The sequence below is a fragment of the Streptomyces sp. NPDC053367 genome (assembly GCF_044545925.1).
Classification (GTDB): Bacteria; Actinomycetota; Actinomycetes; order Streptomycetales; family Streptomycetaceae; genus Streptomyces.
This window is the reverse complement of the sequence record NZ_JBITYN010000002.1, coordinates 451,708-470,743: the sequence shown is the minus strand read 5'-3', so window position 1 is coordinate 470,743 and position 19,036 is coordinate 451,708. Positions and strand designations below refer to the sequence as shown.

The 19,036-nt window shown below is 72.4% G+C and carries 17 protein-coding genes; 9 read left to right on the top strand and 8 right to left on the bottom strand.

Annotated elements, in window-relative coordinates; all coding sequences use genetic code 11:
- The first annotated feature begins 258 nt into the window (after positions 1-258).
- From ACIGXJ_RS08580 to ACIGXJ_RS08565, 4 genes are all read left to right on the top strand, one after another.
- Positions 259-2,967, top strand: a complete 2,709-nt coding sequence (locus ACIGXJ_RS08580) for a LuxR C-terminal-related transcriptional regulator (protein WP_399642587.1) — start codon at positions 259-261, stop codon at positions 2,965-2,967.
- A gap of 139 nt (positions 2,968-3,106) precedes the next feature.
- Positions 3,107-4,744 (top strand): MFS transporter, encoded by a 1,638-nt coding sequence (locus ACIGXJ_RS08575; RefSeq protein ID WP_399642586.1) that lies wholly within the window; start codon positions 3,107-3,109, stop codon positions 4,742-4,744.
- Positions 4,738-5,256, top strand: coding sequence for a hypothetical protein (locus ACIGXJ_RS08570; protein WP_399642585.1), 519 nt, complete (start codon positions 4,738-4,740; stop codon positions 5,254-5,256). The genes ACIGXJ_RS08575 and ACIGXJ_RS08570 overlap by 7 nt, the downstream gene beginning before the upstream one ends.
- A 127-nt stretch (positions 5,257-5,383) precedes the next feature.
- Positions 5,384-5,581 (top strand): hypothetical protein, encoded by a 198-nt coding sequence (locus ACIGXJ_RS08565; protein WP_399642584.1) that lies wholly within the window; start codon positions 5,384-5,386, stop codon positions 5,579-5,581.
- A gap of 97 nt (positions 5,582-5,678) precedes the next feature.
- Here the strand turns inward: ACIGXJ_RS08565 and ACIGXJ_RS08560 are convergent, their stop codons facing one another.
- Complete coding sequence (locus ACIGXJ_RS08560; RefSeq protein WP_399642583.1) at positions 5,679-6,332, bottom strand: potassium channel family protein; 654 nt, start codon at positions 6,330-6,332, stop codon at positions 5,679-5,681.
- 190 nt (positions 6,333-6,522) lie between these two features.
- On the opposite strand from ACIGXJ_RS08560, the gene ACIGXJ_RS08555 reads away from it, so the two are divergent.
- Positions 6,523-7,044: an NUDIX domain-containing protein gene (locus tag ACIGXJ_RS08555; protein ID WP_399642582.1), complete on the top strand. Its 522-nt coding sequence runs from the start codon at positions 6,523-6,525 to the stop codon at positions 7,042-7,044.
- Between the two features lie 220 nt (positions 7,045-7,264).
- Here ACIGXJ_RS08555 and ACIGXJ_RS08550 read toward each other — a convergent pair whose 3' ends face one another.
- The 4 genes from ACIGXJ_RS08550 to ACIGXJ_RS08535 form a co-directional block, all read right to left on the bottom strand.
- Positions 7,265-8,281 carry a YeiH family protein gene (locus ACIGXJ_RS08550; RefSeq protein WP_399642581.1) on the bottom strand — a complete coding sequence of 339 codons (1,017 nt, stop codon included), beginning with the start codon at positions 8,279-8,281 and terminating at the stop codon, positions 7,265-7,267.
- 38 nt (positions 8,282-8,319) lie between these two features.
- Positions 8,320-8,895 (bottom strand): cysteine dioxygenase, encoded by a 576-nt coding sequence (locus ACIGXJ_RS08545; protein WP_399642580.1) that lies wholly within the window; start codon positions 8,893-8,895, stop codon positions 8,320-8,322.
- Between the two features lie 382 nt (positions 8,896-9,277).
- Positions 9,278-10,183, bottom strand: coding sequence for a LysR family transcriptional regulator (locus ACIGXJ_RS08540; protein ID WP_399642579.1), 906 nt, complete (start codon positions 10,181-10,183; stop codon positions 9,278-9,280).
- Positions 10,184-11,021: 838 nt separating this feature from the next.
- The gene (locus tag ACIGXJ_RS08535) at positions 11,022-11,993 is read right to left on the bottom strand and encodes a LysR family transcriptional regulator (protein WP_399642578.1); all 972 of its coding nucleotides are present in this window, start codon (positions 11,991-11,993) and stop codon (positions 11,022-11,024) included.
- A 134-nt stretch (positions 11,994-12,127) separates the two neighbouring features.
- Between ACIGXJ_RS08535 and ACIGXJ_RS08530 the strand changes: the two genes are divergently transcribed.
- The gene (locus tag ACIGXJ_RS08530; RefSeq protein ID WP_399642577.1) at positions 12,128-14,317 is read left to right on the top strand and encodes a M4 family metallopeptidase; all 2,190 of its coding nucleotides are present in this window, start codon (positions 12,128-12,130) and stop codon (positions 14,315-14,317) included.
- A 232-nt stretch (positions 14,318-14,549) separates the two neighbouring features.
- A complete protein-coding gene (locus ACIGXJ_RS08525) occupies positions 14,550-14,978 on the top strand; it encodes a hypothetical protein (protein WP_399642576.1) in 429 nt (142 codons plus the stop codon).
- Positions 14,979-15,028: 50 nt separating this feature from the next.
- Here the strand turns inward: ACIGXJ_RS08525 and ACIGXJ_RS08520 are convergent, their stop codons facing one another.
- Positions 15,029-15,373 carry a hypothetical protein gene (locus ACIGXJ_RS08520; RefSeq protein WP_399642575.1) on the bottom strand — a complete coding sequence of 115 codons (345 nt, stop codon included), beginning with the start codon at positions 15,371-15,373 and terminating at the stop codon, positions 15,029-15,031.
- Positions 15,374-15,451: 78 nt separating this feature from the next.
- Here ACIGXJ_RS08520 and ACIGXJ_RS08515 point away from each other — a divergent pair, with 78 nt between their 5' ends.
- Positions 15,452-16,309, top strand: coding sequence for an MBL fold metallo-hydrolase (locus tag ACIGXJ_RS08515; RefSeq protein WP_399642574.1), 858 nt, complete (start codon positions 15,452-15,454; stop codon positions 16,307-16,309).
- Positions 16,310-16,576: 267 nt separating this feature from the next.
- Here ACIGXJ_RS08515 and ACIGXJ_RS08510 read toward each other — a convergent pair whose 3' ends face one another.
- Complete coding sequence (locus ACIGXJ_RS08510) at positions 16,577-17,164, bottom strand: hypothetical protein (RefSeq protein WP_399642573.1); 588 nt, start codon at positions 17,162-17,164, stop codon at positions 16,577-16,579.
- A gap of 54 nt (positions 17,165-17,218) precedes the next feature.
- Positions 17,219-17,797: a TetR/AcrR family transcriptional regulator gene (locus ACIGXJ_RS08505; protein WP_399642800.1), complete on the bottom strand. Its 579-nt coding sequence runs from the start codon at positions 17,795-17,797 to the stop codon at positions 17,219-17,221.
- Positions 17,798-17,949: 152 nt separating this feature from the next.
- Here ACIGXJ_RS08505 and ACIGXJ_RS08500 point away from each other — a divergent pair, with 152 nt between their 5' ends.
- Positions 17,950-18,768 carry an SDR family NAD(P)-dependent oxidoreductase gene (locus tag ACIGXJ_RS08500; RefSeq protein ID WP_399642572.1) on the top strand — a complete coding sequence of 273 codons (819 nt, stop codon included), beginning with the start codon at positions 17,950-17,952 and terminating at the stop codon, positions 18,766-18,768.
- Positions 18,769-19,036: the final 268 nt, after the last annotated feature.

The window sequence follows — 19,036 nt, the reverse complement described above, 5'->3', positions numbered from 1 at the left end:
TCGTCGACGTCCCTCCGGGGACGGCTGTGCACCACGGGGACCACCTCCGAGACCCGTCCCTGCCTCCGCGAGGCATGTTCGGCCGGTGCCTCCAGGCTGCTCCGAGCGCGCGGTGGACGCACCCGCAGGACGACGGGCCGCAGGCCGACGCGGTCTTCTCGGCTCCTCCGAGGGCGTCTGCCGGGGGCCGTCCGGCCCGGGCACGGGACCTTCGGCTCCTGCCGCGGCGCGCGCACATGGACAGAAGCTGTGATTCTGATGGAAGAGCTGCAATCCACAACCTGCTGGACAGGGGTGGTGGCCACCGTGGCAGTGAGCGACGAGAACCCGGCGGGGTCTGACACCCCGCACGCCGATCCCCTGGGTGTCCCGTTCCTGAGGACACGATTCGCCGTGCCGGCGCGGCCTGCCACGTTCCTGCGGCGTGAGCGCCTGGTGAAACACCTCGAGCAGGCGCTGACGACACCGCTGACGGTGGTCAACGGCTCCGCCGGTGCCGGCAAGACGCTGCTGGTCGCCGACTGGGCCGCGCGCCTCGGGCAGCCGCCTGCCTGGCTCACCCTGGACGCGGCGGTCCAGGGCCCGGGCATGTTCTGGGCCCATCTGCTGCACTGCCTGCGCGGCCACGGTGTGCCGTTGCCGGACGAGATCGGCTTCCCCGCCGACGCGAGCGGGGTGAACGCCACCTGGCTGAGCCGGCTGGCCGCGCGGCTGAGCGGCGGCGACCGGACCGTGACCGTGGTGCTCGACGAGTACGACCGGGTGACGTCACCGGAGATCCCGGAGCAGCTGGAGTTCGTCCTGCATCACGCCGGGCACGGTCTGCGTCTGGTCCTCGTCACCCGCACCGAGCCGCTGATGCCGCTGCACCGGTACCGGGCGACGGGCGAGATGACCGAGATCAGGGACGCGGAACTGGCCTTCACCCCCGAGGAGACCGTCGCGCTGCTGGAGCTGCACGGACTGCGGCTGTCCGTCGAGGCGGCGGGCGCCCTGGTGGACCGCACCCGCGGCTGGGCGGCCGGTCTCAGGCTCTGCGCACTGGCCGCGCAGCAGAGCCCGGACCCTGAGGTCTATCTGAAGGAGTTCGAGGCGGGCCACAGCACGGTCGCCGACTTCCTGCTGGCCGAGGTGCTCAAGCGGCAGCCGCCCCCGGCTCAGGACCTCCTGCTGCGGGTCAGCATCCTGGACCGCTTCTGCGCCGGCCTGGCGGACACGCTGATCGGGCGGACCGACGCCGAGCCCGTCATCGTCGGGCTGCACCGCGAGAACGCGTTCGTGGAGGACCTCGGGCACGGCTGGTACCGACTCCATCCGCTGTTCCGGGAGATCCTCCGGGCGCATCTGCGGGAGCGTTCGCCGGGCCTGGAGCCGGAACTGCACCGAAGGGCCGCGCACTGGCTGCGGCGGTCCGGGTCGCTTCCCGAGATGCTGGCCCACGGCGCCGCCGCACAGGACTGGGAGTTCACCTCCCGTGCCCTGGTCGACGATCTGGCGATCGGGCAGCTGTTCACCGGACTGTGCTCCGGCGACATGGCGGACCTGTTCGAGCGCATGGGGCTGGAGACGGCGAGCCCCGCGGCCCATCTCGTCCAAGCGGCCCGGGACCTGTCCCGCCACGACCTCGATCGGGGTCTGGCGCATCTCCGCAGGGCCGAGGAGCAGTTGACCGCGGACGCCGCGGGCCCGCCGGCGGCCCAGCTGAGCTGCGCCCTGCTGGAGGCGCTCGCGGCCCGGCTGTCCGGCTCGCCCGACCGGGCGGAGCAGGCCGCGCAGGCAGCCCGGGAAGCGGAGCGGGAGGTCCCCGCCCGGCTGCTGGACCAGCACCCCGAGGTGCCGGCTCTGCTGCTGACCCATCTGGGCTCGACGCAGCTCTGGGCCGGGCGGTTCGACGAGGCGCGGGCCGCGCTCAGCGAGGTGGCCGACAGCCCCGGCGGGGCCTCCACGGCGATCCCGCGGGCCCAGTCACTGGGGCACCTGGCGCTGATCGACTACCTCGACGGGTGGCCGAGCCGGGCCGAGCGCCACGCTTTCGCCGCGATCAGCGAGTCGGAGCAGTTCAGCCTGCCCCAGCCGTGCGGATCCGGGCTGGGGCAGCTCGTCCTTGCCGCGGTGGCGGTCGACCGCAACGAGCTGGGCCGCGCCCAGGACCTCCTCGACCGCACGCCCGACTCGGCCACGCGGGACCCGGTGACGGAGGCGGGCCGGTCCATCGCGACGGCCCGGCTGCTGCTGGCCCGGGGCAAGGCACGCGCGGCCCTGGCGGCCGCGGAACCCTCGGTGGAGGCCGATGTGTCCTCGCCCTGGGCGCAGAGCCAGACCGCCCTGGTCGCCTCCGCCGCCCACCTGGCCGAGGGTCGCCCGCACGCGGCGGCCGAGGTCCTGCGGCAGGTGGCCGAGGGAGAGCCGGCCTGTGCCGTGGGCGCCGCGCGGGCGCACCTCGCGGCCGGTGACCGGCTCCAGGCCCTGCACGCGCTCGGCGGCATCGCGGCGGAGGGGCGGGCCGGCCCGGCGGTGCGCGTCCGCGCCACGCTGGTGCGGGCGCAGGCCGCCCACGCGGCGGGTGATGTCGCGGCCGCCCGCAGGCTCCTCGCGGAGGCGCTGGTGGAGGCCCGGCGCGAGCGGCTGCGCCTGCCCTTCCGCGAAGCGGGACCGTGGCTCGGGCCCCTCCTCGCCTCCGCGCCCCTGCAGCACATCGCCGCCGGCTGGCTCACCGCAGACGCCCCGTACGGCGAGCCGCCGCACCGGGCGGCCGAGGCCGCGCCCTTGCTGGTGGAGCCGCTGAGCGTCCGTGAGCGGGACGTTCTGCAGCGCCTCGCCCAGATGATGTCCACCGAGGACATCGCCGTCGATCTGTATGTGTCGGTGAACACGGTGAAGACGCACCTCAAGAGCGTGTACCGGAAGCTCGCGGTGAACCGGCGCCAGGACGCGGTGCGACGGGGCCGCGAGCTGGGGCTGCTGTGAGCGGGTACCGCAGGGTGCCGCCTCCCCCCTGGCGGGTGAGGCACCCGGCGAGCGATTCGGGTGCGATGGGAGCGGCGGCGGGCAGGCCGGCCGCCGCCCGGGGTTGCCGGTACCGGGCCGACTCGGCGAGGTGGACACCGTGACGCGCTGGCGGGCTCTGATCGTGCTGGGGACGGCCCAGTTCCTGATGGTCCTGGACACATCCGTCATGAACGTCTCGATCACTCAGCTGGTCGAGGACTTCGACACCGAGGTCACCGCCATCCAGGCGGTGATCACGCTGTACGCCCTCGTCATGGCCGCCTTCATGGTCACCGGCGGCCGTTTCGGCGACATGCTGGGGCGGCGGCGCATGTTCCTGCTCGGCATGTGCGTCTACGGCGTCGGCTCGGCCGTGACCGCGGTGGCTCCGACCCTGTGGGTGCTGGCCCTGGGCTGGTCGGTCGTCGAGGGGCTGGGCGCGGCCATGGTGCTGCCGGCCATGGCGGCCCTGGTCGCGGAGTCATACCACGACCGGGACCGCGCCCTCGCCTACGGCGTGATCGGCGGCCTGGCGGGAGCGGGGATCGCGGTCGGTCCGCTGCTCGGCGGCTGGATGACCACGTATCTGTCGTGGCGCCTGGTGTTCGCCGGCGAGGTCGTGGTCGTGATCGGGGTTCTCCTCTTCCGGCGGGCGATCGCCGAGAGCCCGCACGCCGGGCCGCGCCCCCGGCTGGACGTGCTCGGCGCCGTGCTGTCGGCGGCCGGGCTGGGCCTCGGGGTGCTGGGGGTCCTGCAGAGCAGTTCATGGGGCTGGGTGCAGCCCCGCAACCCGCCCTTCACGGTTCTCGGCTTCGCCCCGACCCTGTTCGTCATCGCGGCGGGGGCGGTGGTCCTGGCCGTCTTCGTGCACTGGCAGCGCCGGCGCGAGGCCAAGGGCGCCGACCCCCTGGTGCATCTGTCCCTGCTGCGCGTGCCCGTGCTGCGGGCCGGCCTGATGTCGCTGGTGAGCCAGAACCTCATCCTGCTGGGCCTGTTCTTCACCATTCCGCTGTATCTCCAGGTGGTGCAGGGCTTCGACGCGTTCGAGACGGGGCTGCGCCTGCTGCCCGTCTCCGTGACGATGCTCGTCGCCTCGACGGTCGGTTCCCGGCTGGGTCGCAGGGCGGGACCGCGCAGAGTGGTCCGCTTCGCGCTGCTGACCCTGGTGGCGGCCGTCGTGTGGCTGCTGGCCACCATCGACCCGGTCATCGACGACGCCCAGTTCGCCGCGGCCATGGCACTGCTGGGCGTGGGCATGGGCCTGCTCGCCTCGCAACTGGGCAACGTCGTCCAGTCCGGCGTCGGCGAGGAGGAACGCAGCGAGGCCGGCGGACTGCAGTTCACGGCCCAGAACCTGGGTTCCGCCCTGGGCACCGCCCTCATCGGATCGCTGCTCATCGGCGCCCTGACCCATGCTTTCACCACGCAGGTGGAGGATGACGCGCGGCTGTCGGAGGAGGCCCGGCAGCAGACCGGGGTGGCGATCGAGGCCGGGGTCTCTTTCGTCTCCACCGACCAGGTCCGCACCGCCGCCCAGCGTGCCGGTCTGCCGCCCGCCGAGGTCGACGCGCTCACGGACTCCTACGCCTCCGCCCAGCTCGACGGGCTGAAGGCGGCGATCCTCGCCGCCGGCGGCATCACCCTGGCCAGCTTCCTGGTCACCCCCCAGCTCCCGACGGGCCGAGCGCAGCGTCCCGGCGACGGGAGGGGGAAGCACGCACCGCCGCTCTCCCACTCCGAGAGGCATCCATGGTGAGAACCGACCGTGTCACCCCTCGGGAGCGCAGAGCGGAGCGCCGGGCCCACGCCGACTACACCGGTGGCGTCTACGGTTCCATGCTCGCCGCCGGCGTCGTGCTCGGCGCCGGCACACTCGACCACTTCCCACGCCTGGAGCTGGTCCTGCTGCTGCTCCTGACCGGTCTGGTCTTCTGGGTGGCCCATGTGCACGCCCAGCTGTTCGGTGCCCGGCTGGCCCAGCACGGCATCGACCGCGCGGCGGTCCTGCACGTGTGCCGTGACGAATGGCCGATCGTGAAGGCCGCCGTTCCCCCGGCCCTGGCCGTGGCCGTCAGCCCGCTGCTGGGCCTGGGCGTGCCGGGCGCACTGTGGCTGGCCCTCGCCGTGGCCGTGGCCGGGCAGGTGGGCTGGTCGGTGGCCGCCGCCCTTCGGGTCGGTGCCTCCCGGCGGCTGATCGCCCTGACCGCCTCGGTCAACCTGTTGCTTGGCCTGCTGATCGTCCTGCTCAAGCTCGTGCTGACCCACTGACCCCCGTGCTCGGGAAGCCGGCTCCCAGCTCACCTGTGCCGGGTGAGGCACGGCTCCACCGCGAGCAGGAGGATTGCGGAACAGAGCGCAGCAGGTTCATGCATCGCTGTGGGCGGGAGAGCGGCTCATGCGCTACGAGATCCGCGTCGAGGGACACCTGTCGGAGACGCTGGCCAAGGTCTTTCCGGAGCTGGACCACGTGAGGATGTCCGGTCAGACGGTGCTGTTCGGACCCGTCATCGACGAGGCCCACCTGTATGGACTGCTGGCCCGTTTCCGGTCGTTGGGAGTACGCGTGCTGGAGATGCGGCAGCTGCCCGAGTGACCCGCGCACGTCTGCCGTACGGCGCCCGCCCGGCGGGTGACAGCGGGCCGGTGCGGCCCCTCCTGCCCTCCATGCTCGCCGTCCGCTTCCGTGGCGGTCAGCGCCCGTCCCCAGGTGGCCGTCCCGACTGTCTCCGCAGCCCCGTCTGCACGGCGTGCGCGAGGATCCGCGCGAAGACCCCGACGAGCACCAGGCCGCCGGCCATCTGAAGCATGATCACCACACGGCCGGCCTGCGAACGCGCGGTGATGTCGCCGAAGCCCACGGTGGAGAACGTCGTCAAGGTGAAGTACAGGGCGTCGGTCCTGGTCAGGGGTTCGCTGAAGGACCCCGGGGTGGACTGCTCCAGAAGGAAGTAGGTTCCCGCGAAGAGGACCAGGAACAGCGTCAGCGTGGCGGCGAGCGCCTCGGCGGCCCTGAGCCGGGGGTACGACGACCGCGCGATGGTCCGGACCTCCCAGAGGAAGAGCACCACCACGGCGAGCAGCCCGCACGCGAGCAGTGCCGCTGTGCCGGCCGAGTCGGTCCCGTCCAGGGGCAGCAGATAGTAGGCGGTGACAAGACCCGCCGCGATGAGCGAGGCCCGCACGAGGGTCAGGGTCGTCACCCGTCGGCCCGGGTGCAGGAGCGGGTCCGGCCGCGGGGCCGCCTCGGCCGTCTCGCCCTTGCCGCTGTCGTCCCTGCCGCTGTCGTCCCTGCCGCTGTCGTCCCTGCCGCTGTCTTCCGTCCGGGCCGTGCTGGGATCGCTCATGTCCTCACGCTTCGCTGCTGCGGAAACCGGTGGACTTACGCCCCATCCATCCGACCGCCGTCCCGGCCGCTGCGGATCACCCGCCGTGGGTGACCCGCACAGGCCCCGCACGCGCGACGCCTGCCCCGGCGGGGCACCGCACGCCGGGTCTTCCGGGCCGGGTGTCAGTGGGCTCTGCGATCGTGTGCGCGTGGATGAACTCGTGGACCACGTCGACGCGCAGGACCGAGTGCTCGGGGCGGTCAGCCGGCGGGAAGCTGTCCGGGAGGGCTGGCTGCACCGGGTCGCCTCGGTCGTGTGCCGAGACGGGCGGGACCGCTTTCTCGTCCATCGGCGCGCAGAGCAGCTGTCCCGTTTCCCCGGACACTGTGAACTCGGCGTCGGGGGCGCAGCGGGAGTCGGCGAGTCCTATGAGCAGGCGGCCGCCCGCGAGCTCGGTGAGGAGCTGGGAGTACGGGCGTCCGTGCGCCTTCGGTTCACGTTCCTCAACCGGGTCGGCCTCAGCCCCCACTGGCTCGGGGTGTGTGATGCCGTGGTCCCGGAGATCGTCGCCCCCGATCCGGGAGAGGTGGCCTGGCACGGGTGGCTGACCGAGTCCGAGCTGCGACGGGCTCTGCGGCAGTGGACCTTCACTCCTGACAGCCAGGAGATCTTCGACCGGTATCTCGCTGGTCGTACTGACCCGGCGCGTGCGCATGAGGGGCGCCCCTGAGCTGGGTCGGTCGGGTCGGCGGGGTGGGGGTGTCCGGCGGCTCCGTACCGCCGGACATGGGCTCTGCGCGGTCCCGCGGTGGACGTCTCGGCAGGCGCCGTCCGCTGCGGACGCGCGCACAGCATGCCCCGTTCCGTCAACTGCCATGTCACTGCGGCGAGTTCGCCCGACTCCGCGCGTCAGGTCGTACCCCGAGGTCAGGATCGCGGGAGAGCGCGCGTCAGCGCGCCACCAGTAGCACCCCGGCGTACGAGACGCCTGCCACGACCAGCCAGGCCGTCAGACCGAGGAGCGCCGTCCGGGCGCCGGTGCGGGTGAGCGAGGGGAGGTCGACGGCGCTGCCGAGGCCGAACAGGGCCGCGGCGAGCAGAAGTTCCTGCCCGGTGTGGGCCGCCTCCAGCGCGGGGCCCGGCAGCAGCCCGGTGCTGCGCAGGGTCACCGCCGCGAGGAAGCCGACGATGAACAGCGGTACCAGCGGCGCGCGCTTGCGGCCGGGCTCGCCCGGCCCGGCCGCGGCGAGGCTGCGGTGGCGGGCGGACAGCGCGACGGCGGCCACGAGCGGCGCGAGCAGCGCCACCCGCATGAGCTTGACCAGCACCGCTTCGCCGAGGGCCGCGTCACCGGCGGTCTGTGCCGTCGCGACGACCTGACCGACATCGTGCACGCTCGCGCCGGCCCAGCGCCCGAACTCGGCGTCGCCCAGCCCCAACGGCCCCTGGAGCAGCGGCAGTACGGCTATGGCGAGGGTTCCGCAGAGGGTGACCAGGGCCACCGAGGTGGCCGCGTCCCGTTCGTCGCTGCCCCTCGCCTCACCGACCGCGCCGATGGCCGAGGCGCCGCAGATCGCGTACCCGGCGGCGACGAGCAGGGGCTGGTCTCCCGGCAGGCCCAGTCGCCGTGCGAGCCACCAGGTGCCGGCCAGTGTGGTGAGGACGACCGCCAGCGTCATACCGACCGTGGCCCATCCGATGCCTGCCACGTCGTCGAGTCCGAGTTGCAGGCCGAGCAGGACGATGCCGGCACGCATCAGCCGTCTGCCGGCGCAGGACAGGCCCGGGCGGGCGGGGCCCCGTACCACCGTGCGCAGCCGGGGCAGGTGTGCGGCGAGGACGCCGAGCACGACGGCGGCGGTGAGCATCGGCACGGCCGGAAGAAGCCCGTGCACGGCGACGGCGAGGGTGAGGCCGAGGGCCGCGAGGAGGAGGCCCGGGCGCAGAGCGGGCGCTGCGCGCCGCATTCGGTCACCTTGCGCGGGACGTTCCCTGAGGAGGGCCATCAGCAGTCGACGGGCAGTTGGTAGACACGCCGGACGCTGCTGCCGAGGCGGGAGATGTCCGCGCCGTAGACGTGGAGCGAGACGGCTGTCTCGGGGCCGGCGTTCCAGACGCGGTGGATGTCCCCTGGAGGGGCGAACCCGCAGAACTCTCCCTGTGCGTTGACGACATCGGCGGTGGCGACGAGCCTGGCCGCGCCGTCGTCCGCCGGGAGGAGGCGGTAGCGCCGCTCGTGTTCCCGGCCCTGGTGCACCCCCGTGGTGCACCAGGACACGTGGTCGTGGACGGAGGTTCCCTGGCCGGGCAGCCAGACGAGCGCGACGACGGAGAAGCTCCCGTCGCGCTCCGCGTGCAGCAGGTGCTGCCGGTAGCGGGCCGGGTCGCTCCGCCGCTGCTCAGCGGTGAGCAGGTCGGGCGCACCCAGATGAGGTGCCAGGCACTCGCCGACGAGATGCGCGGTCAGGTCGGGCGGGAGGCCCCGCCCGACGACTTCCCGTAATCCGGCGAGCAGGGCTTCGAGGCGGTCGGTGGCGTGGGCGGCGGTGAAGGCACCCGGAGCGGTCGGCGCAGAAGTCATACGGAAAGCGTCGGACCGCTTCTGCCATCACGTCCAACGACACTTTCTTCGCATGTCCCAAGGAGCGCTTATGGATGGGCGGTGCTATTGAGCCATCCGATCCAGCGGTCTGATCCGGCACTCCGAGGGACCGGCCGGATGGAGCGGCCCGAGGGACCGGCGGGACGGAGCGGCCCGAGGGACCGGCCGGACTGACCGGCCCGAGGGACCGGCGGGACGGAGCGGCCCGAGGGACCGGCGGGACGGAGCGGCCCGAGGGACCGGCCGGATGGAGCGGCCCGAGGGACCGGCCGGATGGAGCGGCCCGAGGGACCGGCCGGATGGAGCGGCCCGAGGGACCGGCGGGACGGAGCGGCCCGAGGGACCGGCCGGATGGAGCGGGTCAGCAGCCCGTCTTGCCCGCGGCCACGGTCTTCAGTTCCTGGAGGACCAACGCCGTGGCCGGAACGCGCAGATGTTCCCGCAGGACGTACGCCGAGACCTTGCGCCGGGATGCGGGCTGGAGCGGCCGGCCGGCCACCTTGGCTCGGTGCATGAAGGTCAGCACCAGCGCGGGCACCATGGCGACGCCCAGCCCTTCCGCCACCAGGCTCTGCACCGCCAGGTTGTCGTCCGTGGTGAAGGCGATGTCGGGGACGAAGCCCGCCTCCGCGCACTCGTGCAGCAGGTTGGCCCGGCAGCGCGGACAGCCCGCTATCCAGCGCTCCCCCCGCAGGTCGGTGAGCTTCACGACCCTGCGCCGGGCGAGCCGGTGCCCGCTGGGCAGCAGTACCGTCAACTGGTCCTCCAGAAGCGGAGTTTCGACCAGGTCCTCCGGGACGTGCTCGTGCAGTCCGGGGTAGGTGAACGCCAGGGAGATGTCGCACTCCCCCTGCGCCAGGCGGTGCAGGGACTCCGGCGGCTCGTTCTCCAGCAGATCGACGCGTATGCCCGGGTGTGCCGCCGCCACCCGGGCCAGAGCCTCCGGCAGAAGCGTGGAGTTGGCGCTGGGGAAGGCACAGACACGGACCCGTCCCGCGTGCAGCCGGGCCAGCGCGTTCATCTGCTCCTGCGCCGCCGACAGTGACCCGAGGATGTCGCTGGCGTGCCGTGACAGCGTCTCGCCCGCCTCGGTGAGCCGTAACCCGCGGCCCACCCGGACGAACAGGGGCATGCCGACGTCCCGTTCGAGGGCCTTCATCTGCTGGGTGATGGCCGGCTGTGTGTAACCGAGGGTGCGGGCGGCGGCCGAGTACGAGCCGGTCCGCACCACTTCGTGGAACGTTCTCACGTGCCGGGAATCGAACACCGCTGCATCATAGAGCGGGCCCGCGGGCGGGGCGATGCGCGGGGCTCGCCGCACGCGGGCGCGACATCCACCGGACCAGACGGTCGAGGTCGAGGCCGTGGCCGGCGCGGATCACCGCCCCCCTTCAGGGCGCGCCCCGCCAACCGGAGAAGCGGCCAACACGCCGGAGAGCATGGGGCCGGTGCTGCACTTCTCCGTTCCGAAGCTCTACGAGGCGATCCCGGGCGCCGGCAAGCCGATGTTCCGTGTCGAGGGCCCAGGTGGCGGGTGCGGGTGCACTGCGAGGGCCGCGCGGCGGTGCGCCGGCCGGCGGCCGAGGGCGTGCCGGAGGGCATCGAGCGCTACCTGGTGCAGTTCTGGCCCGCCTCGGTTCCTCGTCCTCAGTCCGCGTCATAGGGGCGGGACGGCAGGTGCTCGCGCGCGCTGTGCGAGATCACCCGACTCGAGCACACCCGCGACTACCTGCGGCCGGGCGACGTCAGCACGGCTGTCAGCCGGTGGAAGACCTACGTCCGCCGGCCCGAGCGGGATCTGTGGCACGACCACGAGTGGGGCAACGTCCACTGATACTGCTGCGGCGACCCCTTCGAGGCCCGAGCTCTCCTCGACACCGTGACGCAGGCCCTGTCACCTCGAAGCGCCCGCGAACTGCGAGAGAGCGTCCGCCGGTCGGACGCCGTGTGGACTGCCGGCACGGATCCGCCCTGGCCGTCAGCATGGGCCTTTCGGTTCGTGGTCATGCGGCACATGGTGCCAGGCGTCGGTGACACCGCTGCGACGGGGCCGGTTCCGGGTCGTCCGCCACTGGCGCGGCCCCACGACACATCCGGCGGTCCGCTCATGGCTCCCGCTCGTCGAGGGTCGGGTGCAGCTCGGGGCGGGCGTCCCACCAGGCGCGGTGGAAGGGGTTGTTGTCCACGTCCGCGAGATAGGCGTGGGCGGCCGCCCGGTAGAGCAGTTCCGCCTGGCGGGTGGAGACCGCCGCCCGGTTCCACGCGATGCGGATGCGGCCGGTGACCGGGTCGCCCGCCAGCGGACGCAGAACCGTGCCTTCGGCGGTGGGGGCGGTCGGCTGGCTCAGTGATATCGCCCGGCCGGCGGCGATCAGGTCGTAGTGCATCTTCCGGTCCGTCACCCGGTGGCGCAGCCGCGGGGTGAAGCCCACTTTGGCGCAGGCGGCTACCAGGGCCTCGGGGCCGCCGTCGTCGTCCTCGACGAGCATCATCCAGGACTCGTCGGCCAGTTCCGCGAGCGCGATCCGCTCGCGGGCGGCCAGTGGGTGCGTGGCCGAGAGCCGTACGCAGAAGGGTTCCTTGGGAATCAGGGTGCGGGCCATGATGCCCTGGGGCAACGGCACCTCGTAGTCGTTGACCTCGCCGTACAGCGCGGCGTCGTACTTTCCCGCGCCGAGCTGTCGGGTGAGCGTGGTCGCCGACTGCTCCACCGACACATGGATGTCCTGGCCGGCCAGGAGCCCTTCCAGCTCGCCCAGCAGCCGGTCGACGAGGACCAGCAGGATGCAGCCCAGCCGCAGACTCGGGTGCGGGGCGATGGCCCGGGCGCCCGCGGCCAGGGCGTCCATCTCGCCGAGCACCAGGCGGGCCTTGCGCAGGACGAACTCCCCGAGCGGGGTGGGCTCCACGCCCTGGCGGCCGCGCAGGAACAGCTCCCCGCCCGCGACCCGTTCGATACGTCGCAGCTGGGCCGACAGCGCCGGCTGGGAGACCCCGAGACGCCTGGCGGCCCGGCTCAGACTGCCCGCCTCGGCGATCCGGCACACGGCCTCGAGATGCCTCAACTCCAGGTTCATTGGCGCAGAGTACGCACCGCCGCGCGGCCGCACCATAACCCGGGAGTTATGCAACATCGCATGTCCCGAACTGGCCATGTCCACGCCCATACTCGCCGCAACGATCCGCCTCCCCACCCTGAACGGAGCAGACGTTGCACCCCACCAGAGTCACCGCCGCCGTGACTGCCCTGGCGCTCTCGGCGAGCCTCGCGGCCGCCCTCGCCGGGCCCGCCACCGCGGCCCCGCAGGACCGTCCCGCACCGCCACCCGGCAACGGCAGGTCCCTCGCGCTCGCCGCCGCCGACCGCGCCGCGGACAGCGGTCTCGACGAGCTGCGCCACGGCGCCGACGAGAACCTCGTCCGGACGTCCGTCACTCCCTGGTCGAACGGCCTGTACTTCTCGGCCTACGAGCGCACCTACAAGGGCGTTCCGGTCGTCGGCGGCGACGCCGTCGTGCTCAGCGACTCCACCGGAAAGGTCCGTGAGGTCACCGGCGCCCCCGCCCCGGCCCTGCGGCTCTCCACCCGGGCGGCGGTCACGGGACGGGCCGCGCTCGCCACCGCGCGGGGACAGCTCGCCTCGGTGGACAGCGCGAGCGCGCCCGAACTGACCGTCCTCCTCAAGTCCGGCAAGCCGGTCCTGGCGTGGCACACCCTCCTCGTCGGCCGTACCGCGAGGAACGCGCCCAGCTCGCTCGACACCTACGTCGACGCCCGCACCGGTCGTGTCGCGCAGGTCACCGAGAAGGTCCGGCACGCGGACGGCCGTGGCTACCACAACGGCAACGTCACCATCGACACCGCCGCCACCTCGATGACCGACCCGAACCGCTCAGGCTTCCGCTGCGGCGGCCAGAGCGGCACCGCCTACACGGGCTCCTCCCCGTGGGGCAACGGCGGCGCCAACGACCTCGTCACCGCCTGCGTCGACATCATGTACGCCGCCCAGCGCGAGTCCGACATGCTCAAGTCGTGGTTCGGCTACAACGGCATCAACGGCCAGGGCGGCATGGTCCCGGCCCGGGCCGGCCTGTCCGAGGTGAACGCGTACTACGACGGCACGAAGACCACGTACGGCCGCAACCAGAACGGCACCAACCAGCTCACCGGCATCGACGTCGTGGCCCACGAGTACGGCCACGAGATATTCGACCGGACCCCGGGCAGCACCGGCTCGTCCAACGAGAACGGCGGCATGAACGAGTCCACCGGGGACATCTTCGGTGCGCTCACCGAGCACTACGCCAACAACCCCAACGACACCCCCGACTACACCGTCGGCGAGAAGCTGAACTTCCTCGGCGACAACCGGCCCATCCGGTACATGTACAACCCGTCGCTGCGCAACAACGACCCCAACTGCTACACGCAGTTGACCTCCAACACGGAGGTGCACGCGGCGGCCGGTCCGCAGAACCACTGGTTCTACCTGCTCGCCGAGGGCTCCAACCCGGGCGGCGGCAAGCCCAGCAGCCCCATATGTTCCGGCGGGCCCTCGTCCGTCACCGGCATCGGCATCCAGAAGGCCGGCAAGGTCTTCATGGGCGCCCTGCTGATGAAGACCTCCGGCTGGAACCACCTCGCCGCCCGCAGGGCGACCCTGACCAGCGCGAAGAACACCTACGGCAGCACCGAGTGCAACGCGGTGAAGGCGGCCTGGAACGCGATCGGCGTGCCCGCCCAGTCCGGTGAGACCGACTGCGGCGGCACCACCACCCCGGACTTCTCGCTGTCCCTGAACCCGTCGTCGGGTTCGGTCCAGCAGGGCGCGTCCGTCACCTCCACCGTGAACACCAGCACCACCGGCGGCAGCGCGCAGACCGTCCAGCTCTCCGCGAGCGGCGCGCCGAGCGGCGTCACGGTGTCCTTCAGCCCCTCCTCGGTCACCTCCGGCGGCTCCTCGACGATGACCGTGCAGGTCGCCTCCGGCACCGCCGACGGCACCTACCCGATCACCGTCACCGGAACCGGCTCCGCCACGCACACGGTCACCTACCAGCTGACCGTCGGCACCAGCACCCCGCCGACCGGCTGCGCCGGCGCCGAGTACACCTACGAGGGCACCCTGGCCTCCGGTCAGCGGGCCGTCCAGCCGAACGGCTCGTACTACTACTCGGCGTCCTCCGGCACCCACACGGGCTGCCTGCGCGGTCCTGCCGGCACCGACTTCGACCTCTACCTCCAGAAGTGGAACGGGGCGAGCTGGGTCGACGTGGCCGTGGACGGCGACGCCACCTCCGAGGAGGACCTCAGCTACAACGGCACCGCGGGCTACTACCGCTATGTCGTCCACGCCTACAGCGGCTCCGGCGCGTACACGCTGGGCTTGAGCGCCCCCTGACAGGGGGTTGAGCGCCCCACGACGGGTACCTGACTCCACCCCGAGGGCGAGCGCCGCGCGGGAACAGGGGAGCCCCACGCGGCACCGGGGCCGGATCGCCGACCATCCGTCGGCGGCCCGGCCCTCGCGTACGCCCGTCCGCCGCCGACACGGCGTGGGCGCCGCAGCTTCAGGTCGACGGTGATCGGACTTCTGCTGACCCGGACGGACCGCACCGGCTTCAATGGCGGCCATGGCCACGCCCGCATCCCCGCCTTCCGGCACGCCTCCCGAGGAGTACGCCCTGCGCACACACAACGCGCCGGACGTCGCGCGCCGGGACTTCCTGCGGGACGTGGAGAGACTGGAACGCTTCTGCGACCGTGCGGACCAGAACGGGCTGGCCCTGCTCATCACGAACGAGTCGTCCCTGTGGCGCCCCCGGCAGCGCAGGACGCCCACCCGTGACGAGGAGTTCCGCATCCACCACGGTCGCGAGCTGAGCGGCACCCTGCTCTGGGCGGGCGGCGCCTTCCCCGGCAACACCAGAGTGCTGCGCGGGACCTACTCGCTCGCCTGGCGCCCGTACGCCCAACTGGAGGGGCCTGCGGGCGAGTTCCGTTGCCTCGCGGTGTTCGTCGCTCCGCACGCCGGCCGACTCGCACCGTCGCAGGGGGTTTGACACCCACGGCACGACACCCGGTTCCTGGGGGCGTCAGCGAGGCCGGCGTGTCAGTCGTTCTCCGCTTCGAAGGGCTCGTCGTGCCAGCGCCAGCCGGCGGTGCCGTCGTCGTGGATGTGCAGGATGAACTCGGCGACGTGACCGCCGTCCGGGAACGTCATGGTGAGTTCACGGCGGATCCGGTGGTAGCAGGCACCGGCCCGCTCCCAGTCCTCCTCGTCGACGGCCTGTTCCTGCTCGGCGAAGAGGGGACGGAACTCTTCGAAGCCGGGCAGCGCCTCCACTGCGGCGTGGGTCCAGGGCATGTCGGTGTCCGTCACGGTCAGCCGGGCGACCTCCTGGTCGCCATGGTGGAGCCGCCAGACACTGCCGGTCGTGAGGTTCGCGTGGGTCACACCCCATGATGGCCCACCGCTGTCACGGCACGCGAGGAGTCACCGCACCCGCACGGAAGGCATGACAAGATCGCGGCCATGTCCCTCAGCGTCCCGCGCCTGTGCATAGGCTCGACCGAGATCATCGCCCTCGCCGATGGGGAGGGCCCGTTCTTCTCCCCGCGCGCCGAGGCGTTCCCCGAGGCCACGCCCGCTCAGTGGGCCGAGGCCGACCGCTACGACCCGGGCTCGGTCGACGCCGAGGGCCGCTGGCGGCTCCAGTTCCGCGCGTACGCGATCCGGAGCGACAGGGGCCTCACCGTGGTGGACACCGGAATCGGTCCGTCGGACAGCCCGGCCAGTTCATGGGCGCCGGTACCGGGTGTGCTCCCGGAGTCGCTCGCCGCCGCCGGCATCGATCCTGCCGAAGTCGACACCGTGGTGCTCACACATCTGCACACCGACCACGTCGGGTGGGCGGTCGTCACCGAGGCCGCCGTCCCCTCGGCGGACGGCGCGGTGGACGTCCACGCCTCGACCGGCGGCCGCCGTCCCTACTTCCCCAACGCCGAACACCTCCTCCAGCGGGCCGAGTTCGACGCCCTCGACATGCTCAATCCGCAACTGCGCGACGCCCTCACCGACCCGCTCGCGGCCGCCGGTCAGCTGCGGCTCCTCGACGGGGACACCCCCCTGCGCGCCGGGCGCGTGGTCGCCACGCCCGGGCATACGCCCGGACACCAGAGCGTGCTGGTTTCCGACGGACGCGAGTCGGTGGCCATCACCGGCGACCTGCTGGTGCACGCGCTCCAGCTGCTCCACCCCGAACTCGCCTACGTGCACGAGGTCGACCCCGAGGCGGCCAGACGCTCAAGGGAGCGCATGCTCCGCCGCGCAACCGGGACCAAGCTGCACGTGGCGACGCCGCACTTGACGGGGCCTTTCCTCGAAGCCTGATCACAGAGCATCGGTCGGCGCTCACCGGAGCGATGCGCCGTGTGCCTTCGACCACGGGCGCGGCACATTCAGGATCCCGGCTCCTCACCGGCCTCGGTCCACGAATTCCTGGGCCGGCAGCGCTCCGGAAGGAGCGACGCGGAGGTTGCTGTGGCGTGTGAGGCACCTTCGTACCCATGTCCGAGCCTAGACCCGGACGGTCACGGTCGGCCGGACCGTGACCGACGCCTCCTCCTTCCCCCGGCGGACCGTTGCCCGTCACCGCGCTCAGTCGAAGATGTCCAGGAGGTCCGCCCAGGAGCCGTCGTCGGCGGCGGGGCGGGCCCGCATGGGGCGGGGCTCCGGGTAGGTTGCCGCTGCCGCCCTCTCGCGGACGATGTCCGGTCCGCCGCACGCGGCCACCGCGAAGGCACCGAAGACCTTGGCGAACGCGGCCGGGTCGCGGAACTCCACGCCGTACGCCGGGCCGTCCAGCAGCGGAACCCACACCACCCGCTCCGCCCGGGCCCATTCCCCCACCGGCTGGTCGTCGGCGGTCGACCGTCCGTCCAGCCAGGTCCGCGCCACGTGCAGCAGGTTGACGTTCTCCATCGGCAACCGCTTGCGCCGTATGCGCAGTTCACGTGTCGTCAGAGTGACCTTCTGGTCCTTCTTCGAATACCAGACGACGCCCACCCCGAACGGCACCCACAGCAGGATCCCGATCATCGGCCAGACCAGGGCGTCGCCCCATGTGCGCAGCAGTCCGCCGTCCACCAGGTACACGGCCCCGAAGAACAGCACCCATTTCGCCGTCATCCGCCAGAACCCGGTGCCCTGGCGGTAGAGGACCCGCCGTTTCCCCGTCATCGTCATGCCTCCACGCTATCCGTCACCCGGGCAGCGGCCCGAACCCGGTCCAGCGCCTGCTCAGGCGCGCGGGCCGGCGCCGTGCAGCAGGGTGTCGACGATGCGGGCGGCGAGGGTGTCCGGGGCGGCTCCGTCCGTGTTCCCGTGCAGGGATTCACCGATCAGCGCGTAGTACACCCGGCGCACCCAGTCCAGGTCGGCCGTCTCGTCGATGAGCCCTTCGTCCTGGGCCCGCCTCAGCACGGCGACGCAGCTGCGGGCGATGTCCTCATGGAGCGCGGCGGCCTCACCGTCGGGGTCCGCCGGCAGCTCAAGGGCGAACGCCCAGGCGCTCTTCACCTGGAGCACGTTGGCCGTGATCCGGTGCATCGCCACCAGCGGCGGCGCGGTGTCCGGCCGGCCGTCGTCCACCGCATCGGCGAGCTGCCGGGCGGCCGACGAGGCCAGTGCCTCGATCAGCGCCTGCCTGCTGGCGAACCGCCGGTGGATCGTCGTGCGGGCCACTCCGGCGGCCGCGGCGATCTGCTCCATGGAGGCTCCGGGCTCCTCGGCGAGCACCCGCTCGGCCGCCTCCAGGATCGCGCGCACGCTGCGCTCCGCGTCCGCCCGCAACGCTCGTGGCGCCGTCTCGCCCATCATGCCTCCTGCTCCCTCGCTCACCCGGAAAGACAATACATCTGTGACGCCGTCCAGCAGATATCTGCATCAACACTGTTGCAGTTAGCTATAATTCTCCTACATACTCGTTCCAGTTGACCTCGACTGGTCGACCCCGACTTGAGGAGGACCCTGTGCACAGCACTGCCCTGATCACCGGAGCTTCGTCCGGCCTCGGCGCGGAGTTCGCCGCTCAGCTCGCCGCCGGCGGACACGACGTGCTCCTGGTCGCGCGCTCCGGCGACCGGCTCTCCTCGCTCGCCGAGCGGCTGACCGCCGAACACGGCGTCCGCGCCCACGTGCTGGTCCAGGACCTCGCCGAGCCGGACGCGGCCCGCCGTATCGCCGGCGAACTGGCCGCGCGGGGGCTGACCATCGACCTGCTGGTGAACAACGCCGGATTCGGCACCTGCGGCCGCTTCGAGGAGATATCCGGGGCGCGCGACCACGACCAGCTGATGGTCAACGTCGTCGCGCTGGTCGACCTCACCCATGAGCTGCTGCCCGGCATGCTGGAGCGCGGGCGCGGCTCGGTCGTCAACGTCGCCTCCAACGCCGCCTTCCAGCCGTCCCCTTACTTCGCCGTGTACGGGGCGGCCAAAGCTTTCGTACTGAACTTCGGCCTCGCTCTGCGGCAGGAGTACCGCCGGCGCGGCATCCGCGTACTCACCTTGTGCCCGGGACCGGTCGAGACCGCCTTCTTCGACACGATCGGCACCCGCCGGGCAGCCGTCACCGGCTCCTTCACCACCCCTGAACCCGTCGTACGTGCCGCACTGCGCGCTCTCGAACGCGACCGCGGCTATGTCGCCCCCGGACTCGGCAACGCCCTGACCGCCCACCTGTCACCCCGCCGCCCCCGCACGCTGGTCGCCGCCGTCGCCGAACGCGTCACCCGCAAGGTCCTGGCGCCCGCGGCGCCCGCACCGAGCCTGGCCGAACACACCTCGTGAGGCGCTCCGCCGGCTTACGGAAGCCGCCGAAGGGCCTGCCCTTCCGGCGGCGGTGCGGCGGCGTCGCAGGCGTGTCCTTGCCGCCGGGGCGACCGTTGACGCAAGCCGTATCGGGTGGAAGTCGCGTCGTCTCGCCCCCGCACCACCGGCATTACAGGGCCGGCCCTGGCGTTCGGCCCCGGCGACAGGTCCTTGGCGACCGCGAGCCGGACCGCGAGGACACAGACCGCGATGAATCCGGCCGGCCTCGCTCCTGTCCGGCTGGGGC